Genomic DNA, 20,358 nt, shown 5'->3' on the forward strand with positions numbered 1-20,358 from the left:
TAGAAATGGAATTATATAATTTAAAGCACCCATCACAAGTGGTCAGTTTTAGTGAAGCGGTAAAATTAGGTTTAGGTAAAGATAGAGGGCTTTTTTTTCCAAAATCTATTCCTGTGCTTGATAATATCGATGAGCTACTCGCGTTACCTTTTGTTGCAAGAAGTCAGCGTATTTTAGGGGCTTGGCTTGCTGATGAAATTGGTCAAGATAAAGTTAATGAGTTAGTTAATGCAGCATTCACTTTTGATGTGCCTTTAGTGAAAGCTGATGATAAACGTGCGTGTTTAGAGTTATTTCATGGGCCTACATTGGCATTTAAAGACTTTGGCGCGCGCTTTATGGCGCAATGCGTTAATTTATTAGCGGGTAATGAAAAGCTGACTATTTTGACGGCGACCTCAGGGGATACTGGCGCGGCGGTGGCAGATGCTTTCTTTGGCCTTGACGCTGTACAAGTGGTGGTGATGTACCCCAAAGGAAAAATCAGTGAGCTGCAAGAGAAGATGTTCACGACTCTAGGTAAGAATATTCATACTGTCGCAGTTGCGTCAGATTTTGATGCTTGCCAAACACTGGTTAAGCAGGCATTTGATGATAGTGATGTTCGTGATGGGCTGCACTTAAACTCGGCTAATTCAATCAATATTAGTCGGTTATTGGCGCAAATTTGTTACTACTTTGAAGCGGTAGCTCAAATGAAGCAAACCAGCAATGCTGAAATTGTGCTGTCAGTGCCTAGCGGTAACTTTGGTAATTTAACCGCAGGTTTATTTGCCAAGGCGATGGGCTTACCTATTAAGCGCTTTATTGCGGCGACTAACTCAAACGATACTGTGCCACGTTACCTTGCTGCAGGTGATTGGGCGCCAAATACTACCGTTGCGACTATGTCTAATGCGATGGATGTGTCCGAGCCATCAAACTGGCCAAGAGTCGAAGCCATTTGTGAGGCGTTAAATTGGCCGTTATCGTCTATTACAGGGGTGGCGCTTAATGAAGCGCAAACCACTGCGGCGTTAAAAGAGTTATATCAGCTGGGTTATCAATCTGAGCCTCATGCCGCAATTGCCGCACAAGCTTTATCTGATGAGCTTAAAAGTGGTGAAACCGGTATTTTCTTAGGAACGGCGCATCCAGCGAAATTTAAAGATGTGGTCGATGTGCAATTACAAATCGATTTACCATTACCCCAAGAGCTTGAAGCTGTAGTGAATAAGCCGATTTTATCTGCAGAACTGAGCGCTGATTTTACCAAGCTGAAAGAGCACTTATTTAACATTCTTAAATAATAAAGCTTTAATATCAGCTTACTAAAGCACCTTAGGGTGCTTTTTTGTTATTTAAACTCATCTGAATGTTTCAGATTTGTATTTTATGATCTCGGTCATAACATCTGCGCAATCCATAGTGTAGATTAATAATACTAGAGGTTTAAACTTTTTAGACATGAAGGAATTGTGGTAATGGAGAAGATGATACTTAAAAGGCTAATGAATGATCACAAACACATAGCCATATTATTGAATATTCTAGCCAAGAAAAATCACAAACTTTCTCAGGGCGAATCAGTTAATTTTGCGCTTATTCGTGATGTCGTCGAATATATGCAGGTTTATGCTGAGCATAGTCACCATCCGGTAGAAGATATTACTTTTGATTACTTTATTAAGCACTTTCCTAGCCCTAGTACGACCAGGCTTCATGATGAACATAGCAGTCTAGCAGAGTCATCTGGTGCATTGATGTATAGTCTGAATTTGATACTTTCAGATGTGGTGATTTCCCGAGAAAAGTTGGTTTCCGACTTAAAAGCGTATGTTGAAATCCAAACGGCTCATATGCAATATGAAGAAAAAGAGCTATTTCCTCTGTTTGCTAAGCACATGCAGGGCAGTGATTGGGATAAAATATGGCAACAATGTGAGCAGCGTTTAGTTGATGATCCGTTATTTAACGATAGTGATGATAATATCTTTGAAGAGCTTAAAGAGCATATTGCTGAAGTTGAACCACAGTAGCTGACTCTGTGTTATCTCCCCTAAAGGATTAATGATAACGAGTTACAGTTAAAAGCATTGCAATTAAAAAGAGCGCGATAAGCGCTCTTTTTATATATAGACCTTTGAATAACTATTCAGTTAGTTATCTTGCTTACAATGGCATCGCATCGAAATCAAAATCGAAACTTGTGTCAATGTCTTGAAGTTCCTTAAGTAAGCGCTGTTTATCCTTTAACGCTTCTATTTCTCGCCATTTACGTTTTTTATTTGAGCTTTTTGAGCGAGTTGGTCTTTCAACAACTTGGTCTAGCGCACCACCATAGTCTAAACGATCCATGGTAAACCTCCCTTGTTATTATGATGTCTCTATTCAAATAAATATCATATTCCGTCACTATAGTGCAATAGTTATGTTTCAATATTGTTAATGGGAGGTGATATTTAAGTGATGTTCAAGTGGTGTTTTGCTGGCGTATTTAGAGGCTTGTGCTATGAGGAAATGAAAGTGTATATAAAAAAGCCAGCTTTAGCTGGCTTTTTTAGTGTTTAAATCTGACCTTGACGGTATAAATTAATTAATGAATTACTGGAGCTATCAAGCTCTGTGGCATCATTTTTGGCGCCGATGCGGTCTAGGACATCGTTGCCAAGGACTTTACCTAATTCCACACCCCATTGATCAAAAGAGTTAATTTGCCAAATAGCGCCTTGAACAAACGTGCGGTGTTCATATAAGGCAATTAACGAACCTAAGGTCGTTGGAGTTAGCTTATCCATTAATAAGGTATTACTTGGCTTATTACCTGCCATTGTCTTGTGCTTAGCAATAAGGGCTTTATCAGCATCAGGCGTATCTTTGCCTGCCAATTCCGCTAAAGCTTCTTCATAAGTGCGACCTTGCATTAATGCTTGGGTTTGGCCAAAGCAGTTTGAAGCAAGCTGGTTATGATGTTCACCTAATGGATTGTGACTTTGCAGTGGCATAATAAAGTCAGCTGGGATAAGTGCTGTACCTTGATGTAACAACTGGTGATATGCATGCTGACCATTGGTGCCTTCACCACCCCAGATCACTGGGCCGGTATTGAAATCTACCTGAGTTCCATCAAGCATGACCGACTTACCATTACTTTCCATATCAAGTTGCTGGAAGTAAGCGGGTAAACCACGTAAATAATGATCATAGGTCAAAACTACATGGGATTGTGCATCATGAAAATTGCTATAAAGCACTGACAACATGCCCATAATCACAGGCATATTTTGTTCAAGTGGCGCTTGGGCAAAATGTTGATCCATTTGGTTGGCACCATCAAGCAGTTGCTTGAAGTTATCCATACCCACTAATAACGCTATGGGTAAGCCAATGGCTGACCATAATGAATAACGTCCACCCACCCAATCCCACATAGGGAAAATATTGTCAGCATCAATACCAAACTCAGTCGCTTTAGCAACGTTTGATGTTACTGCAACAAAGTGCTTGGCGACATCGGCTTGGCTACCACCTTGCTCGAGGAACCAGTCTTTAGCGCTTAGGGTATTGGTCAGTGTTTCTTGGGTGCCAAATGACTTAGATGACATAACAAATAAGGTTGTTTCAGCATCTAAGTTTTTAAGCTTCTCACAGATAGAGCTTGCGTCAACGTTAGCCACAAAATGGCAATTAAGGCCTTTTTGCCAATAAGGCCTTAATGCTTGAGAGACAATTTTAGGGCCAAGGAAAGAGCCACCAATGCCAATACTGACAATATCAGTAATGGTTTTGCCGGTGTAACCTTTCCATTCACCTTGAGATACAGACGCCACAAACTGAGTCATCTTTGCTAGTGTTTGCTGCACTTCAGGGACGATATTCGCCCCTTCAGCCATAATTACTTGCTCAGGATTACTCCTCAGCGCTGTGTGTAATACTGCACGGCCTTCGGTGTTATTGATAATATCGCCATTAAACATGGCAGAAATTTTAGCTGATAACTGGGTTTCTTCAGCTAATGCAAACAATAATCCTAAGCCTTCCTTATCGATACGGTTTTTAGAATAATCTAATAATAAACCGCAGCTTTTGAGGCTCATCTTCTCAAAACGTTTAGGGTCATTAGCAAATAGCTCCCGCATATGGGGAAGCGCTGCTGTATTTTTCTTTAGCTGCTGCCAAGTATTACTCTGAGTTAAATTAGTCATGCAAATCACTCCGTTGATTAGCTAAGTTTTGCGTTTAGCATAACCTCAAGTTTACCTTGGTCGATGGCAAAGTTGCGAATGCCTTCAGCAAGTTTATCAACAGCCATTGGGTCTTGGTTATATTCCCAACGGAACTGTGCTTCGGTTAATGGTGCTGGCGCGGCAACCGTTGTTGTTGCAGGTTTTAGCTTTTGGCTAATAACAGTATCGCTATTGGCTAACTCTTCTAATAGCGCAGGGCCTATCGTTAGGCGGTCACAGCCCGCAAGCTCGATAATTTCGCCAGTGTTACGGAAACTTGCACCCATTACCACAGTGTTATAGCCGTGAAGCTTATAGTAGTTATAGATATCGGTTACTGATACCACACCAGGATCGGTTTCAGCGGTGTAATCAAGACCTGTGTCTTTCTTATACCAATCTAAAATACGACCAACAAATGGCGAAATAAGGTAAACACCTGCTTCAGCACAAGCTCGGGCTTGAGCAAAGCTAAATAATAGCGTTAGGTTACAGTTGATGCCTTGTTGCTCAAGCTCTTTTGCTGCGCAGATCCCTTCCCAAGTAGATGCTAACTTGATCAGAATGCGAGATTTATCAATACCGGCTGCTTGATATAGGTTAATTAGCTTATGGGCTTTTTCGATAGAGCCTGCTTTATCAAAAGAAAGTCTGGCATCGACTTCTGTTGAGATGCGGCCTGGAACAATCTTAAGAATTTCTACACCGATGTTGACGGCTAATTTATCACCTGCGTCTTCAACTTGCTGAGCTGTGTCATTTGACTGCTGTTTTGCCCAAGCAATAGCATCATCAATTAATGGGGCATATTCAGGAATTTGCGCCGCTTTTAAAATTAGAGAAGGGTTGGTGGTTGCGTCTTCTGGTTGGTAGCGTTTAATTGCTTCAATGTCGCCGGTATCAGCAACGATTGTGGTTAGTGCTTTTAGTTGAGCTAACGTGTTCGCCATGGAAATTTCCCTCTCAAGTAACAAAGTTATTTTGTTCAATACAGTTATTAAATGCGATCTTACTGTATTTTCCAACAACATTTGTAAAAAAATAACGCAAATAAACGTGAAATGAGCTCATAAGCAACTAATTGTGTAATTTAATGCCTGATTTATTAGTTGTTTAAGTTGTTTTTATCGTTGAAATAAAAGTGTTACCGATAACATCTCTTTATTGGTAAGGGTTTTTATTTTTTAGCTGATGGCTACAAAAACAAAAAAGTCGCTGCAAGCAGCGACTTTTTATTACCAGCTTAATTAGTTGATTATTTTAGAACCGCACGTTTTTCTGTGCCGGTTACGATAGCTTCAATACGACGATTTTGCTTATGGGCTTCAGCGGTATTGCCTTCCATAATAGGTTTAGTAATACCATAGCCAATAGCTTGAATACGACTTGCTTCAATATCATATTTAGCTGCTAAAGCTTCAGCGACTGATTTAGCACGACTCTCAGAAAGGGTCATATTATATGCAGGCTTGCCAACATTAGAAGCGTGACCTTCGATTGATACGGTATGCTCAGGATTTTTCTTCAAGTAATTAGCTAATTTTTCAATGTCAGCATAAGAAGCTGACTTAATAACAGAAGAGTTGTTATCAAATAAAATACCACCTAAGTCATGATTGTCTGTTACAAATTCGTAGACAGTACAACCATTGGCATCAACTTTGTGAGTTGCTGGTGTATCTGGACAGCTATCTTGATCATCCATTACGCCATCGTTGTCGGAATCAATTGGTGCAACAGCAGCTGCAACAACAGGGGCTGCTGCTTTAGCTTTACCAAAGCGGTAGCTTAATTCTAAGCCCCAATAGTTACTTTCCATTTCAAGGGTATTATATTTATCATCGTCTAAGTTTTCGTAGCGACGATATTTAGCCTGCAGCTTTAAGTTTTCGGTAAAATTATAACCGATACCAGCACCGATATAGGGCGCAATACCGCTGTCACTGTAATACTCAGTGCCATAATTTTTTATGTTCTTTAAAAGGTAGTTCATTCCGCCAGCCTCAGCAGACAAACTCCACTTGTCAGCGAAAGGATAAAAACCGACTAAACCTAATGCCATGCCTCTAGCGCCGACATCATTACGTTTATTACTGAAATCTGTCCATTGAATACGACCTAAGTCTCTATAACCGAGTTCAATACCAAAATAGTCATTAAATAAGTAACCACCGAAGACATCCCAAGCATAAGGGTCATCATCTTCACATTGGGTCATTGTTTTAAGGTCGCAATGTGGTTCGTAATTATTAATCCCTAAACCACCACCGACATACCATGGCGTTAACTCTTGTTCTGCGACAGCGGCAAAAGGCAACATTGAGGTGAGTAATACTACTTTTAAGGTGTTTTTCATCATATATAGTCCATTGTTATTTTATGTCACCAAAACACATGTAAACCGATTGTTTACCTTAAGTGTCACCAGCACTTATTTGGCGTTCCTATTATGATTTAGCTGGCAAGCTAATTATCGTCTTAAATTCAATGGTTTTCCATAGTAGTTACGAATATTTTTAAAATATTACCAACAAATACCTAACGAATTCGCGCAAGATGTTGCAGTATTGGTTTTTTCTAATGAATTGACGATGGGCTTTGTTGTCCGTGGTATAAAGAAAAAGCGCCCAAAGGCGCTTTAACTCGTTATAAACGATTGTAGCTTGTTTTTTGAACTCTAATCTAATTACCGAGTCCAAACCCAATTTTCAATGTCTACTGGGTCAACACCGTTGGCCTTAATGTAGTTACGGTGTTCTACTAATCTTTGGAGCATATCCGTTGTGATTTGAACATGCTGAGTTTCATCAATAACACCTTGTTGGAATAGTTTGTATGCCATATCAATCACAAGGTGATAACGTGATGTGCCATTACGAACGCCCATATCAAATGGTGTGGTAGTTGAACCTTCTTCTTCATAGCCTTTAATGCGGAAACGTTTACTGCCTTTATAATCAAATACCAATTTCTTGATGGTATTTGGATAACCATGGTAGTTAAATACCACGCCTTTATCTTCAGTAAATATTTCATCCATTAACCAAGGCTTATTTTGGAATTTACGACTACCTAAACCGTTACTATTAAGTTCAGTTACACTGACATAACGAATACGCACTCTTGGCAGTAGTTCTCTAATGAGTACTAATGACGCCATACATTCTTGAGTGACATAATCACCACAACCTGCAAGTACTACATCAGGATTATCATCTGATGCAAAATCCCATACCATCACGCCATCTTTAGTTTGCTTACGGGCTTCATCTAGTGATAGCCATTGAGGTAACTCTTTTTTACCTGCAACTAAAATGTTGAGTTTGTCGCGGTCTTCATATGCACGCTCTGTATAAGTGAGTGTACTGTTACCATCAGCAGGTAAATATGCAGAAATAATATCTGGATGCTTTTCTAACATAGCACCTAGAAATGAAGGGTTTTGATGCGAATAACCATTATGATCTTGACGCTCTAATAAAGAAGACAAAACAACATTACAAGAAGGTACAGGTTTACGGAAGTGAACCCCTTGACTGGCATACACATATTTACAGTACTGATCAGCCATTGATGAAACTACTTGAGAGAAGGCTTCATAGGTTGGGAACATGGCATGCCGACCTGTTACTGTGTAACCGTGCATCATACCGAAAAGTAAGTTTTCCGATAGCAGTTCAATAACACGGCCATCACGCGCCATATCTTGATCCCAGCTTTCAATCGGCCATTGCCATGCACGATCTGTTTCTTCAAATACCGCTTGCAATTGATTTGAGTATGTTTCATCTGGGCTGAAGATACGTAAGTTACGTTGATCTCGATTTAATTTGAATGCGTCACGCATCCACTCGCCCATTTTGTACATTGATACGCCGCGAGTACCACGTGGGGTTTCTGGACCATAACTTAGTTTTTTAAGATCTGGTTGAGCAAGTGCACGGACTACTTCACCGCCATAACTTAAGTGTTGGCGACCACAACATAACTGCTTAGGTGGAATCAAAGATTGAATTTCTTCATCAAAGGTAATTTCACCTTGCGCATTGATACTGCACAGTTCATCAAATTTGTAACTTGCTAACCAGTCATTAAGCGCTTTTAGGTGACCTGCATCTGTTGCACACTTATTGACGATGACTTGATGAGATTCGCAGTTGCCAGCTAGCTTCTTACCGCCAAACTCAGATGTACCTGTCCAGCCTTTAGCTGTTCGCATAAGAATAACCGGCCAGCGAGGCTTACAAACATCTTCGCCGCGACGGGCACGAGTTTGGATATCATTGATCATCTCGTAAGCTAAGTCCATAGCCTCTTTCATTTGAACAAACACATCCTCTTCAAGTTGATCATCAACAATAATGGGATGATAACCTAAACCACGAAATTCAAGATCTAACTCTTCATGACTCATGCGTCCCATACGAGTCGGGCCTGAGATTTTATAGCCATTAATATGCACAATGGGCAGTACCGCACCATTGGTTGCAGGGTCGACTAACCGGTTGGCATACCATGATGCAGCTAATGGCCCTGTTTCAGACTCACCATCACCAACTAAACAAGCTGCGATTAAGTTTGGATTATCAAGAACGGCGCCCCAAGCAACGGATAATGAATAACCTAATTCGCCACCTTCTAAAATTTGGCCGGGGGCTTCAGGGTTTGCATGAGAAGGGTAGCCATATGCTGCTGAGAACTTTTTACAGATATCTTCAATACCTGATTCGTTATAGGGGATGGTTTCTGGATAAAAATGGCTTAAAGAACCTTCAACAAACAGGTTAGCTTGAACTGCTGGGAAGCCGTGACCAGGACCGACTAAATAAATGAATTCTCTTTCATGCTTAACGATTAAGCGATTAACGTTTGCATACACAAAATTGATACCTGGACAGGTACCCCAATGACCTAAAAGTCGAGGTTTAATGTCTGTATGTTGTAGCTCTCTTTTAAAAAGCACATTTTGCTTAAGATAGATTTGTGAGGTAGCGAGGAAGTTAGTTGCTCTAACATATTTTTTAAGAGCAGTGATTTCATTTTGCTGTGTCATAGTGACCTCATTATGAAAGATAAGATTGATTTGGCTTTTAATGAGAACACTGTATTCCCTAAATTGAACCAATAATGTGTTATTGATCTAACTTTGTATTAAAAAAAATCATTAATAAAATGATGTTAGGTTAAGAAATTGTTGAGTCACTTGGTGTTAGGCGATTTGCAATTGTTATTCTAGATGGGGCTTTAGGCGGCTATTTAAATAAATGTGATCACTGTCACCTATGTTTGAAGTTTTTCTATGCTAGTTTTTTCTCGCATTTTTTTGAGAACACCTATAACTAAGCGATAAGTGGTAAAGAGTGGTAATGTTTGCTGGGCTTTACTGGTTAAAGTCAGTAAAGTTAACTTGAATAATGCTAAATAATAATTAACTAATATATTCGCTCACTGAATTTAATAAACAGTAACAGCTTGGCTATTTACGAATACATGCTGAGGCTGCGAACTTAGATTTTGATGAGCTCATTATAATAATTCGATAATTTTATTTTGTCTGAAGGTGTTGCTCGGTTTAAGCATATTTTTACAAAATAAAGTTATTCCAAGGAATAGATTAAGCAAATGGCAATGTTAGAAACAATTGTTGGTTTCATGAACAATTTACTCTGGGGTAAATTGTTAGTTTATGGGCTGGTAGGCGCAGGTATCTTTTTTACTGTACGTCTTGGCTGTATTCAAATTACTCATTTCGTACACGGCGTTAAAGTATTAGCGATTAGCCGCCGCCCTGGTAAGCATGGCTTATCTTCATTTCAAGTTTTTTGTACCAGTATGGCTGCCCGTGTCGGAGCCGGTAATATGGCTGGTGTTGCGGTTGCAATCGGTGCCGCAGGTCCTGGGGCAGTATTTTGGATGTGGGCCATTGCCATGCTCGGTATGGCGACGGCAATGATCGAGTCAACGTTAGCGCAAGTTTATAAAGTTAAAGACGTTGACGGGCAGTATCGTGGTGGCCCTTCATATTATATGGAAAAAGGCCTTGGCCAACGCTGGATGGGGATTCTATTTTCAATCCTACTGATTATTTGTTTTGGCTTAGTGTTTAATGCTGTTCAAGCAAATACTATCTCTGGTGCAATGACTGCCGTATTTGATTTAAATCCAATTTATGTCGGTCTTGGGATTGCGCTATTGAGTGGCCTCGTGATTATGGGCGGTCTTAAAAAGGTCGCTAGAGTGTCAGAAATTATCGTTCCGATTATGGCATTAGCCTACATTGCGATTGCCTTGGTTGTTGTTTTAATGAATGTTGAGCAATTGCCTGCCGTATTTATGTTGGTGATTAACAGTGCATTTGGCTGGCAAGAGGCCGCTGCTGGTGGTGTAGCATACAGTGTTGCTCAAGCAATGCAGGCGGGTATTGCTCGCGGCTTGTTCTCTAATGAAGCAGGTATGGGTAGTGCCGCCAATATTGCAGCAAGTGCTTCACCGAATCCTAATCACCCAGCGTCACAAGGTTTTGTGCAAATGATGGGTGTGTTTGTGGACACTATTGTTATCTGTACTGCTACTGCGGCAATTATCTTATTGTCTGGTGATGGTGGCGGCTCTGGTGATGGTATTGCAAGAACCATTAATGCATTAACGCATCATGTGGGTGACTGGGGTGGGGCATTTATTGCCTTTGCTATTTTACTTTTCTGTTTCACGTCAATTATTGCTAACTATTCGTATGCAGAAACTAACGTGATGTTTCTATCTGGCAATAAAAAAGGTGCACTACCAATCTTCCGTATCGCAGTATTAGGTATGGTTATGTTTGGCGCAGTGGCTAAGATTGGCATCGTTTGGGATTTAGCCGACGTTTCTATGGGCTTGATGGCGTTAGTTAATATGATTGCCCTGCTGTTATTGTCAGGTTTAGCGGTGAGAATTATTAATGATTACCGCCAACAAGTTAATAAGGGTGAAGATCCTGTATTTGATACGACTAAGTTCCCAGAGCTTGAAGGTCAGATAGAAGATGGGATTTGGATCAATAAAGAAGTTGAAGTGACCAAGTAACTCACTTTACTTAATCGCGAATGTTAATTGCAGATTAATCAAATCTGAAAAAAGCATTTAGCACAATCTAAAAAACCATGCAGTAATTGCATGGTTTTTTTTATGAAGCTCAGTATGATAGATAGCATGAATTAGAGTCCATTTTATAAAATAGGATTATCAGCAATGCTAGTATTAGTTTCTCCTGCCAAAACACTTGATTTTGAAACGCCTGCATCAACCAAGAAGTTTACTCAACCGACTTTGCTAGATTACAGCCAACAATTGATTGACGTATGTCGTGAATTGACGCCAATGGATATTGCCTCTTTAATGAAAGTGAGCGATAAAATAGCAGGTTTGAATGCGGCTCGATTTGCACAGTGGCAACCACGTTTTACTCTAGATAATGCCAAGCAAGCTATGTTTGCCTTTAGGGGCGATGTATATACCGGCCTTGATGCTGACTCACTGTCTGATATGGAAATCGATAAGGCTCAAAAGCACCTACGAATTTTATCTGGTTTGTATGGCTTACTGAAGCCGCTGGATTTGATGCAAGCCTACCGTTTAGAAATGGGCACCAGCTTGGTAAACCCCGCAGGTAAAAGTCTTTATGCATTTTGGGGCGAGACAATCACCAATGAAGTTAACGCAGCTGTTGCTAATCAAAGCGATGATATCGTCATTAATTTAGCCTCAAATGAGTATTTTAAAGCGGTTAAACCCAAACTACTTAAGGCCACTTTAATCACCCCGGTATTTAAAGACTGCAAAAATGGTCAATACAAGGTGATCAGTTTTTATGCCAAAAGAGCCCGCGGCTTGATGGCGCGTTACATTATCCAAAACGATGTGACGTCATTGGCACAATTGCAGCAATTTGACTTAGATGGCTATTATTACAGTGAAGACTTATCGACACCTGCAGCGCCAGTGTTTTTAAGAGAAGAGCAAATTAAGTAACCACTACAAGTTTCAGTGTAATGTAACGGGTAAAAAAATACTTAATAAAAAAGCAGCTAAGGTTTGAACTCCTTAACTGCTTTTTTGCGATAAAAGGCTGATAGATTATTTCTTATCGGCCTTTTTAGCTAATGGGCGTAAGTTAAGTTCTGATTGCGCCATGATATAAGCAAATTGCGCATAAGCAGCGACATTTTGCGCTAATGCGGTAGGGTCGATTTTATCTAAAGTGTCGTTAGGGGTGTGGTGATAATCAAAGTAATCAGTACCATCTTGTCGAAGGGACGCCACAGGGACACCTAGAGAGGGCATCATAGACACGTCAGGGCCACCAGAAGCGTTATTGTTCCCTAACTTAACCCCGTTGATGGTCATTGAACTGTGCTCAGTTTTAACTTGCTCAAATACGTGTGGATTAACGTTGAAATCAATTTGGTAAATCTTGCCTGCGCCAAAATCAGATTCTGCGGCAATATAATGATTAACCAGCTCGTCAGCATGTTGCTTTGCATAAGCCTTACCGCCAACTAATCCCACTTCTTCTGCGGCATATAATACCACTCGAATGGTTCTCGCTGGTTTTTGAGGTAAATCTTGAATCAATTTCGCCGCTGCAGTCACAATCGCAACGCCTGCACCATCATCAATTGCACCCGTGCCTTCATCCCAAGAGTCAAGGTGAGCGCCAATCAGCACCACTTCTTCAGCCTTACTACTGCCAGTTACCTCGGCAATAACATTGTAGGATGTTGCGACCCCTAAATTCTTTGAAGATAGGTTAAGTGATAAGCTGATGTTCTTATCTCTTTTTAACATGGCATTAATCATATCAGCATCTGGTGCAGACAATGCAGCAGCTGGAATTTTTGCCACTCCATCTTTGTAACGCATCATGCCGGTATGGGCCATGCGGTCATGATCGGTACCTATTGAGCGAATGACCACAGCGACAGCGCCTTTTTCTGCTGCAGCAACCGCGCCTCTTGAGCGGCCGCCAACAGACTGACCATAGCCTTTACCACTAATATGGCGCTCGGTTTTATGATCAATAAAGACAATTTTGCCTTCGACTAATGCTGGATCGGCGACTTGTAGTGCAGCAAGGGTGTCAAAGCGCACTATCTGGGCTTGTAAACCTGACTCAGGCGTTGCCACGCTGCCACCTAGAGCGCTAATGACCAGCGGTTGCTCAAACGGTGAGACGATTGATGCCTGAGCATGGCCTCGTGACCAAGCTGGGACTTGGACAGATTCCTTATAGACCTTATCAAAACCTAAGCTTTTGAGTTTATTCATCGCCCATTCGACTGCGATGAGATCTTTCTCGGAACCGGCGAGTCGAGGGCCGACTTCCACTGTCAATGATTCAACAATGTCATAACCTAAAGTAGAAGATAACGCCTTTGTGGCTAGTTGCTGGCTAATTACATCGTTAGCAGACTGTGGTAATTGTGTTACTTGGGTATCATTTGTCTGGCTTTGACAGCCTGATATAGCGGCTAAAACTATCCCTGTAAAAATTGATTTCTTATAGTTTTTCATGAGTTTCCTTCATTTTTATTAGCTAAGTCTCATTTTTAAAAACAATCTACCAAAAAGTGTGCTTCATGTCGCTGCCCGATTTGTTAGGGAAGGCTATATTAGTCTCAGTGATGATTAAGGAGAGCTAACGCGTGATGAATATAGAAATGATGCAGCAGCGAGCAGATCATGCTGTGGTAATGCTAAAGGCACTGGCAAATGAACGCCGTTTATTTATTTTGTGCCATTTGCTGAATGAAGGCGAAATGTGTGTCGGTGAGATGAATAAAAAACTAGGTCTAAGCCAATCTGCGTTATCGCAGCATTTAGCTTGGCTGAGAAAAGACAATCTCGTTTGTACACGTAAAGAAGCGCAAACTGTGTTTTATTCACTTAAAAGTGATGAAGTTCGTGAGCTAATAAAAGTATTGGATAATTTATACTGCCATTAATGGCAATAATTTTGATACCTATAACGTCTTAACAATATCTTGCTACTGATGACAGTAAGATCGAGTTAAGGCGTTTTTTTATGTCTTAAATATGGATTTGATATTTAGCGCAAAAATGTCCGTAAAAGCTTGAAGGCAGGGCAAGTGGAGAGAGTATTTTTTGTGAGTTATTTTATTGCAGGTATAAAAAAACCGACCTAAGTCGGTTTTTGTAATATAAATCGCTAAAATTAAGCAGCTAGTGCTTTGATTTTTGCGTTTATACGTGCCTTTTGACGAGCAGCTTTATTCTTGTGAATAAGGCCTTTAGTCGCCATACGGTCAACAATTGGTTGTGCTGCTGCGAATGCTTCGGTAGCCGCTTTGTGGTCACCGCTCTGGATAGCAGCGATAACTCTTTTAACGTATGTACGTAACATTGAACGACGACTAGCGTTATGCTGACGACGTTTTTCAGACTGAAGCGCGCGCTTCTTTGCAGACTTGCTATTAGCCAAGGTGCAACTCCTAAAACTGGGTTTAATACTTTGAGGGCGAGGAATATGCCTGCTTTTATTCATTTTGTCAATGAATATGATAGAAATAACGTCGAAAAGACAAATAAAACTACCTGGCTCGGTTATCTTCAACCCAACTCGTGTAAGATGTGGCGCAATTCTATCAGTTCTTATACCCCATAGACAGCATTAGAATCGAAAATTTGAGATATATCAGACTTAATTTAAACGCTTGTGTGCGGCTTTGGAGTGATGCTTGAGTAAATCGTTATTAAAATCAGGTGCTATCGTCAGTGTTATGACCTTGATATCTCGGGTGCTTGGCTTGGTTAGAGATGTAGTCATTGCCAACTTAATGGGTGCAGGTAGTAGTGCCGATGTGTTTATCTTTGCCAATAAAATTCCCAATTTTTTACGTCGATTATTTGCTGAAGGTGCTTTCGCACAGGCATTCGTGCCGGTGTTGACAGAATACCAACAAAACAAAACCCCAGCTGAAACCCGTGAGCTTATAGGTAAAGTGGCCGGTACTTTGGGCGGCATAGTGAGCGTTGTAACCTTAATTGGTGTTATCGGCTCACCGATACTTGCTGCATTATTTGCTGGTGGCTGGTTTTATGATTGGATGAACGATGGGCCGGATGCGGCAAAGTTTGAACTTGCCTCTATGATGCTCAAAATTACCTTCCCTTATTTATGGTTTATTACCTTAACCGCACTGGCTGGCTCAATATTAAATACCCGCGGTAAGTTTGCAGTTTCTGCCTTTACGCCGGTATTTTTGAATATTACCATTATTATTGCCGCTTTAGTGTTTGCCCCCAAGATGGAACAACCTGAAATCGCTTTAGCTTTAGGGGTGTTTTTTGGTGGTTTAGTGCAGTTTTTGTTTCAAATTCCGTTTTTACTACGTGAAAATGCCTTAGTAAAACCGTCATGGGGCTGGAACCACAGTGGGGTCGTGAAAATCAGAACCTTAATGATCCCGGCATTATTTGGCGTTTCTGTTTCGCAAATCAATTTATTGTTCGATACCTTTATTGCCAGTTTTTTAATGACAGGCTCTATTAGTTGGCTTTACTACTCAGACCGCTTACTTGAGTTCCCTTTAGGATTGTTTGGTATTGCCATTGCGACGGTTATTTTGCCAGCTTTATCTAGAAAGCATATTGATGATAAAGGCAGTGGTTTTAGTGACACTATGGACTGGGGAGTAAGAGCCATTTTATTATTGGGCATGCCAGCCATGCTGGGATTAATCATTCTTGCCCAGCCGATGTTAATGGTGCTGTTTATGCGCGGCGCATTTACAGTATCTGATGTTGAGATGGCATCGTACAGTTTAGTGGCTTATGGTTGTGGCTTACTGAGTTTTATGATGATTAAAGTATTGGCGCCGGGGTATTACTCACGCCAAGATACTAAAACCCCAGTTAAATTCGGTATTATCGCCATGGTAAGCAATATGGTGTTCAATATCATTTTTGCCATTCCATTTGGCTACGTAGGACTTGCAATTGCCACTTCTATGTCAGCCTTTCTTAATGCCGGCCTGTTATATCGAGGCTTACACCTAGCTGGTGTCTATAAAGTCAATCGTTCAACCATGGTATTTTTCGCTAAAGTGGTCATTGCGACACTCGTGATGGCAGCGCTTTTAGTTTACTTATTACCAGAGCAGCAAATGTGGTTAGATATGGCAATGCAAGTTAAGGTTTACAGCCTGTTAAAACTCATCATATTAGGTGCATTAGCCTATTTATTCAGCTTAGTGCTAATGGGGCTAAAACCTTGGACAATGAAACGTCGATCATGAATGCTGATTATCCATTCTATCTAGTATATAATCAGCCGATTTACAGTAGCAGTTGTTTGGCGTAATGGAACTAATTCGCGGTATACATAATATTTTACCTTCGCATAATGGATGCGTGCTCACTATTGGTAACTTTGATGGTGTGCATCGTGGTCATGCGCAAGTGATTAATAATTTAGTTAATAAAGCTAAACACTTTCAGCTACCTGCTGTAGTAATGACCTTTGAGCCACAACCGCAAGAGTTATTTCGCCAACAAGATGCCCCTGCAAGAATTAGCTTATTAAGAGATAAAATTAGTTTGCTAGAAGAGCTCAATATTGATCGTCTTCTGTGTGCTAATTTTAATACTCGTTTTGCTAATCAACCGGCAGAGCAATTTATTGAAGATTTATTAGTCAATAAATTAGGGGTGAAGTATCTAGTGGTTGGTGATGATTTTTGTTTTGGTAAAAACAGAACTGGCACCTTTGATATGTTACTTGAAGCGGGTAAAAAGTTCGGTTTTACTGTGGTCAGTACCCAAAGCTTTATCTTAGGTTCGACCAGAGTGAGCTCCACTGCGGTTCGTGAGCAGTTAGCATTAGGGAACTTAGAGCAAGCAAGGCGTTTACTCGGGCACCCAGTGTTACTGTCAGGTAAAGTGGCCCACGGCCAAAAAATTGGGCGAACCATTGGTTTTCCAACTGCCAACATTGCATTAAAGCGCAAAGTATCACCTGTTAGAGGGGTGTTTGCGGTAAAAATGTATTGGGATGGCAGTGATATTTATGAAGGCGTTGCTAATGTTGGTTTTAGGCCAACTGTTGAAGGGCAAGTCTGTCAATTAGAAGTGCACTTATTCGACTACTCTGGTGACTTATACGGTAAAAGAGTGGAAGTTGAATTAGTGGCAAAAATCCGTGATGAACATCCGTTCGAGTCACTGGATGCGTTAAAAAAACAAATTTTGAATGATGTAAATGAAGCAAAAGCTTTATTTAGCAATGATGCAGGTTGAGATTAATCAGCCCAAATAATGGTATAGGATCAATGACCGACTATAAATCTACTTTGAATTTGCCGGAAACCGATTTTCCGATGCGCGGTAATCTGGCTAATCGTGAGCCAGCTATGTTAGACCGTTGGACTCAAGACGAACTTTATCAAAAAATTCGTGACAGTCGAATTGGTCGCAAACCGTTTATTTTGCATGACGGCCCCCCGTATGCGAATGGCAATATCCATATTGGTCACTCGGTAAACAAAATATTAAAAGATATCATTGTTAAGTCTAAAACAATGGCAGGTTTTGATGCGCCTTATATTCCTGGATGGGATTGTCACGGCTTACCAATTGAATTAATGGTAGAGAAAAAAGTTGGCAAACCAGGTCAAAAGATTTCAGCTGCTGATTTTCGCGAAGAATGCCGTAAATACGCCGCTAAGCAAGTTGACGGTCAACGTGAAGACTTTATTCGTTTAGGTGTATTTGGTGATTGGCATAATCCATACTTAACCATGGATTACAGCACTGAAGCTAACATCGTACGTTCTTTATCTAAAGTGATTGAAAGCGGTCACCTGCACAAAGGTGTTAAACCTGTTCATTGGTGTACTGACTGTGGTTCAGCGTTAGCAGAAGCAGAAGTTGAATACGAAGATAAAACCTCACCCGCTATTGATGTGGCATTTAATGCCGTTGATAGCGCAGCGGTTGCAGCGAAATTTGGCGTTGAAGGTTACACAAACACGGTTTCAGCGGTTATTTGGACCACGACGCCTTGGACTATCCCTGCTAACCGTGCATTATCATTAAGCCCAGAGCTTGATTACAGCCTAGTTGAGCTCGTTAAAGATGGCGTAACTAAAACCGTTATTTTAGCTGAAGTGCTAGTTGAAGGCTGTTTAACCCGCTTTGAAGCTGAGTCACATCAGGTTATCGGTACTACAAAAGGCGCTGAGCTTGAGCTAATGCGTTTCAAGCATCCTCTTTCTGCATTTGATGTGCCTGCCATTCTTGGTGACCACGTAACAACTGAAGCTGGTACTGGCGTAGTTCATACTGCACCAGGTCATGGTCAAGACGATTTCGTGGTTGGTCAAAAGTACGGCTTAGAAGTCGCAAACCCTGTTGGTGACAATGGTGTCTATAAAGCTGACACTGAGTTTTTTGCTGGTCAACACGTATTCAAAGCCAATAAGAGTGTTGTTGATTTATTAGAAGAGAAAGGCCAGCTGTTGTGTCATGTGGCATATCGTCACAGCTACCCACATTGCTGGAGACACAAAACGCCCATTATCTTCCGTGCAACGCCACAATGGTTTATCTCAATGGATAACCATGGCTTGCGTAAGCAGGCGTTATCTGAAATTGAACAAACGCAGTGGATCCCTGACTGGGGCCAAAGCCGTATTGAAAAAATGGTTGAGAACCGTCCTGACTGGTGTATTTCACGCCAACGTACCTGGGGCGTACCAATCACGTTATTAGTGAACCGTGAAACTGAAGAATTACACCCTGATAGCGTTTCTATCATGGAGCGCGTTGCGCACCGTATCGAGCAACAAGGTATTCAAGCTTGGTGGGATCTTGAGATCAGTGAACTGATTGGCGATGAAGCCGATCAATACCGTAAAGTGACTGATACTTTAGATGTTTGGTATGACTCAGGTTCTACTTTCTCATCAGTTGTTGCATCACGCCCTGAATTCCAAGGCCACGAGATTGACTTATACCTTGAAGGTAGCGATCAGCATCGCGGCTGGTTCATGTCTTCATTGATGATTTCAACGGCAATGAATGGTAAAGCACCTTACAAGCAAGTACTAACACACGGTTTCACCGTTGATGGTAAAGGCCGTAAGATGTCTAAATCAGTAGGTAACGTGATTGCACCGCTACAAGTTATTAATAAGCTTGGCGCTGACATCTTACGCTTATGGGTTGCAGCAACTGATTACAGTGGTGAGATGACGGTTTCTGATGAAATCTTAAATCGCAGCGCTGATTCATATCGCCGTATTCGTAACACCGCGCGCTTTTTACTTGCTAACTTAAGTGGCTTTAATCCAGAAACGGATATGATTGCTACTGAAGATATGGTGTCACTGGATCGCTGGGCAGTACGCCGCGCTGCAGCACTACAAGAAGAAATCATTGAAGCTTACGAGCAATATAATTTCCACTTAGTGACCCAAAAACTAATGCAGTTCTGTTCTGTTGAGCTTGGTAGCTTCTACTTAGATATCATTAAAGATCGCCAGTATACTGCTAAATCAGATGGTCACGCTCGTCGTAGTTGCCAAACTGCTTTATACCATATTGCTGAAGCAATGGTACGTTGGATTGCACCAATCTTAAGCTTTACCGCTGATGAAATCTGGCAGCTACTTCCTGGTGAACGTGAGCAATACGTGTTTACTCAAGAATGGTACCAAGGCCTAGAGTCAGTGACCTTAGCTGACGATTTAAATGATGAATACTGGCAGCAACTTTTAGCTGTTCGTAACGAAGTCAATAAAGTATTAGAGCAAGCCCGTCGTGATAAGCGTATTGGTGGCTCACTGCAAGCTGAAGCGACTTTATATGCTGATGAAGAGTTAGCGGCAAAACTGGCTCAAGTGAATGATGAGCTACGTTTTGTATTGTTAACATCTAAAGCGATTGTTGCCCCATTAAGTGATGCGCCAGCTGATGCAATTGAAACAGAGCTTGCTGCATTAAAGCTTGTTGTTGCAGCAAGTGAAGCCCAGAAGTGTGAGCGTTGCTGGCACTACAGCGAAGATGTTGGCACTGTCGAGTCTCATGCGACATTATGTGGCCGCTGCGTAACTAACATCGAAGGCGATGGCGAACATCGCGACTTTGCATAAAG

15 protein-coding genes are annotated in these 20,358 nt (G+C 41.2%); 8 read left to right on the forward strand and 7 right to left on the reverse strand.

The annotated features are described in order from the left end of the window. Window positions 1-5: 5 nt before the first annotated feature. Both thrC and BCU94_RS03510 read left to right on the forward strand, forming a co-directional pair. A complete protein-coding gene (thrC, locus tag BCU94_RS03505; RefSeq protein WP_102475620.1) occupies window positions 6-1,289 on the forward strand; it encodes a threonine synthase in 1,284 nt (427 codons plus the stop codon). Window positions 1,290-1,475: 186 nt separating this feature from the next. Then, window positions 1,476-2,018, forward strand: a complete 543-nt coding sequence (locus BCU94_RS03510; RefSeq protein ID WP_102439282.1) for a hemerythrin domain-containing protein — start codon at window positions 1,476-1,478, stop codon at window positions 2,016-2,018. Window positions 2,019-2,151: 133 nt separating this feature from the next. Here the strand turns inward: BCU94_RS03510 and BCU94_RS03515 are convergent, their stop codons facing one another. From BCU94_RS03515 to BCU94_RS03535, 5 genes are all read right to left on the reverse strand, one after another. Next, window positions 2,152-2,337, reverse strand: a complete 186-nt coding sequence (locus BCU94_RS03515) for a DUF3545 family protein (RefSeq protein WP_076542968.1) — start codon at window positions 2,335-2,337, stop codon at window positions 2,152-2,154. Between the two features lie 209 nt (window positions 2,338-2,546). After that, window positions 2,547-4,184, reverse strand: a complete 1,638-nt coding sequence (pgi, locus tag BCU94_RS03520) for a glucose-6-phosphate isomerase (RefSeq protein ID WP_102475621.1) — start codon at window positions 4,182-4,184, stop codon at window positions 2,547-2,549. Window positions 4,185-4,201: 17 nt separating this feature from the next. Continuing rightward, complete coding sequence (tal, locus tag BCU94_RS03525) at window positions 4,202-5,155, reverse strand: transaldolase (protein ID WP_102475622.1); 954 nt, start codon at window positions 5,153-5,155, stop codon at window positions 4,202-4,204. A 305-nt stretch (window positions 5,156-5,460) separates the two neighbouring features. After that, a complete protein-coding gene (locus tag BCU94_RS03530; RefSeq protein WP_102475623.1) occupies window positions 5,461-6,564 on the reverse strand; it encodes an OmpA family protein in 1,104 nt (367 codons plus the stop codon). Between the two features lie 327 nt (window positions 6,565-6,891). Further along, on the reverse strand, window positions 6,892-9,258 hold the full coding sequence (locus tag BCU94_RS03535; RefSeq protein ID WP_102439209.1) for a phosphoketolase family protein: 2,367 nt from the start codon (window positions 9,256-9,258) through the stop codon (window positions 6,892-6,894). 575 nt (window positions 9,259-9,833) lie between these two features. On the opposite strand from BCU94_RS03535, the gene BCU94_RS03540 reads away from it, so the two are divergent. Next, window positions 9,834-11,270 (forward strand): alanine/glycine:cation symporter family protein, encoded by a 1,437-nt coding sequence (locus BCU94_RS03540; protein ID WP_076542978.1) that lies wholly within the window; start codon window positions 9,834-9,836, stop codon window positions 11,268-11,270. A gap of 165 nt (window positions 11,271-11,435) precedes the next feature. Further along, a complete protein-coding gene (gene yaaA, locus BCU94_RS03545) occupies window positions 11,436-12,215 on the forward strand; it encodes a peroxide stress protein YaaA (protein ID WP_102475624.1) in 780 nt (259 codons plus the stop codon). Between the two features lie 105 nt (window positions 12,216-12,320). On the opposite strand, the gene BCU94_RS03550 is transcribed toward yaaA, so the two are convergent. Continuing rightward, complete coding sequence (locus tag BCU94_RS03550; protein WP_102439207.1) at window positions 12,321-13,757, reverse strand: M20/M25/M40 family metallo-hydrolase; 1,437 nt, start codon at window positions 13,755-13,757, stop codon at window positions 12,321-12,323. Between the two features lie 134 nt (window positions 13,758-13,891). Here BCU94_RS03550 and BCU94_RS03555 point away from each other — a divergent pair, with 134 nt between their 5' ends. Then, the gene (locus BCU94_RS03555) at window positions 13,892-14,188 is read left to right on the forward strand and encodes a metalloregulator ArsR/SmtB family transcription factor (protein WP_076542961.1); all 297 of its coding nucleotides are present in this window, start codon (window positions 13,892-13,894) and stop codon (window positions 14,186-14,188) included. 230 nt (window positions 14,189-14,418) lie between these two features. Here BCU94_RS03555 and rpsT read toward each other — a convergent pair whose 3' ends face one another. Further along, entirely contained in the window at window positions 14,419-14,685 is a 267-nt protein-coding gene (gene rpsT / locus BCU94_RS03560) for a 30S ribosomal protein S20 (protein ID WP_076542960.1), read from the reverse strand. A gap of 256 nt (window positions 14,686-14,941) precedes the next feature. Between rpsT and murJ the strand changes: the two genes are divergently transcribed. The 3 genes from murJ to ileS all read left to right on the forward strand — a co-directional run bounded on the left by murJ (window position 14,942) and on the right by ileS (window position 20,356). Then, window positions 14,942-16,501, forward strand: coding sequence for a murein biosynthesis integral membrane protein MurJ (murJ, locus tag BCU94_RS03565; RefSeq protein ID WP_102439206.1), 1,560 nt, complete (start codon window positions 14,942-14,944; stop codon window positions 16,499-16,501). Between the two features lie 64 nt (window positions 16,502-16,565). Further along, entirely contained in the window at window positions 16,566-17,501 is a 936-nt protein-coding gene (ribF, locus tag BCU94_RS03570) for a bifunctional riboflavin kinase/FAD synthetase (RefSeq protein WP_102439205.1), read from the forward strand. 32 nt (window positions 17,502-17,533) lie between these two features. Continuing rightward, window positions 17,534-20,356, forward strand: a complete 2,823-nt coding sequence (ileS, locus tag BCU94_RS03575) for an isoleucine--tRNA ligase (protein WP_102475625.1) — start codon at window positions 17,534-17,536, stop codon at window positions 20,354-20,356. The last annotated feature ends 2 nt before the right edge of the window (window positions 20,357-20,358 follow it).

Source organism: Shewanella sp. 10N.286.52.C2 (genome assembly GCF_002874545.1).
Lineage (GTDB): Bacteria > Pseudomonadota > Gammaproteobacteria > Enterobacterales > Shewanellaceae > Shewanella.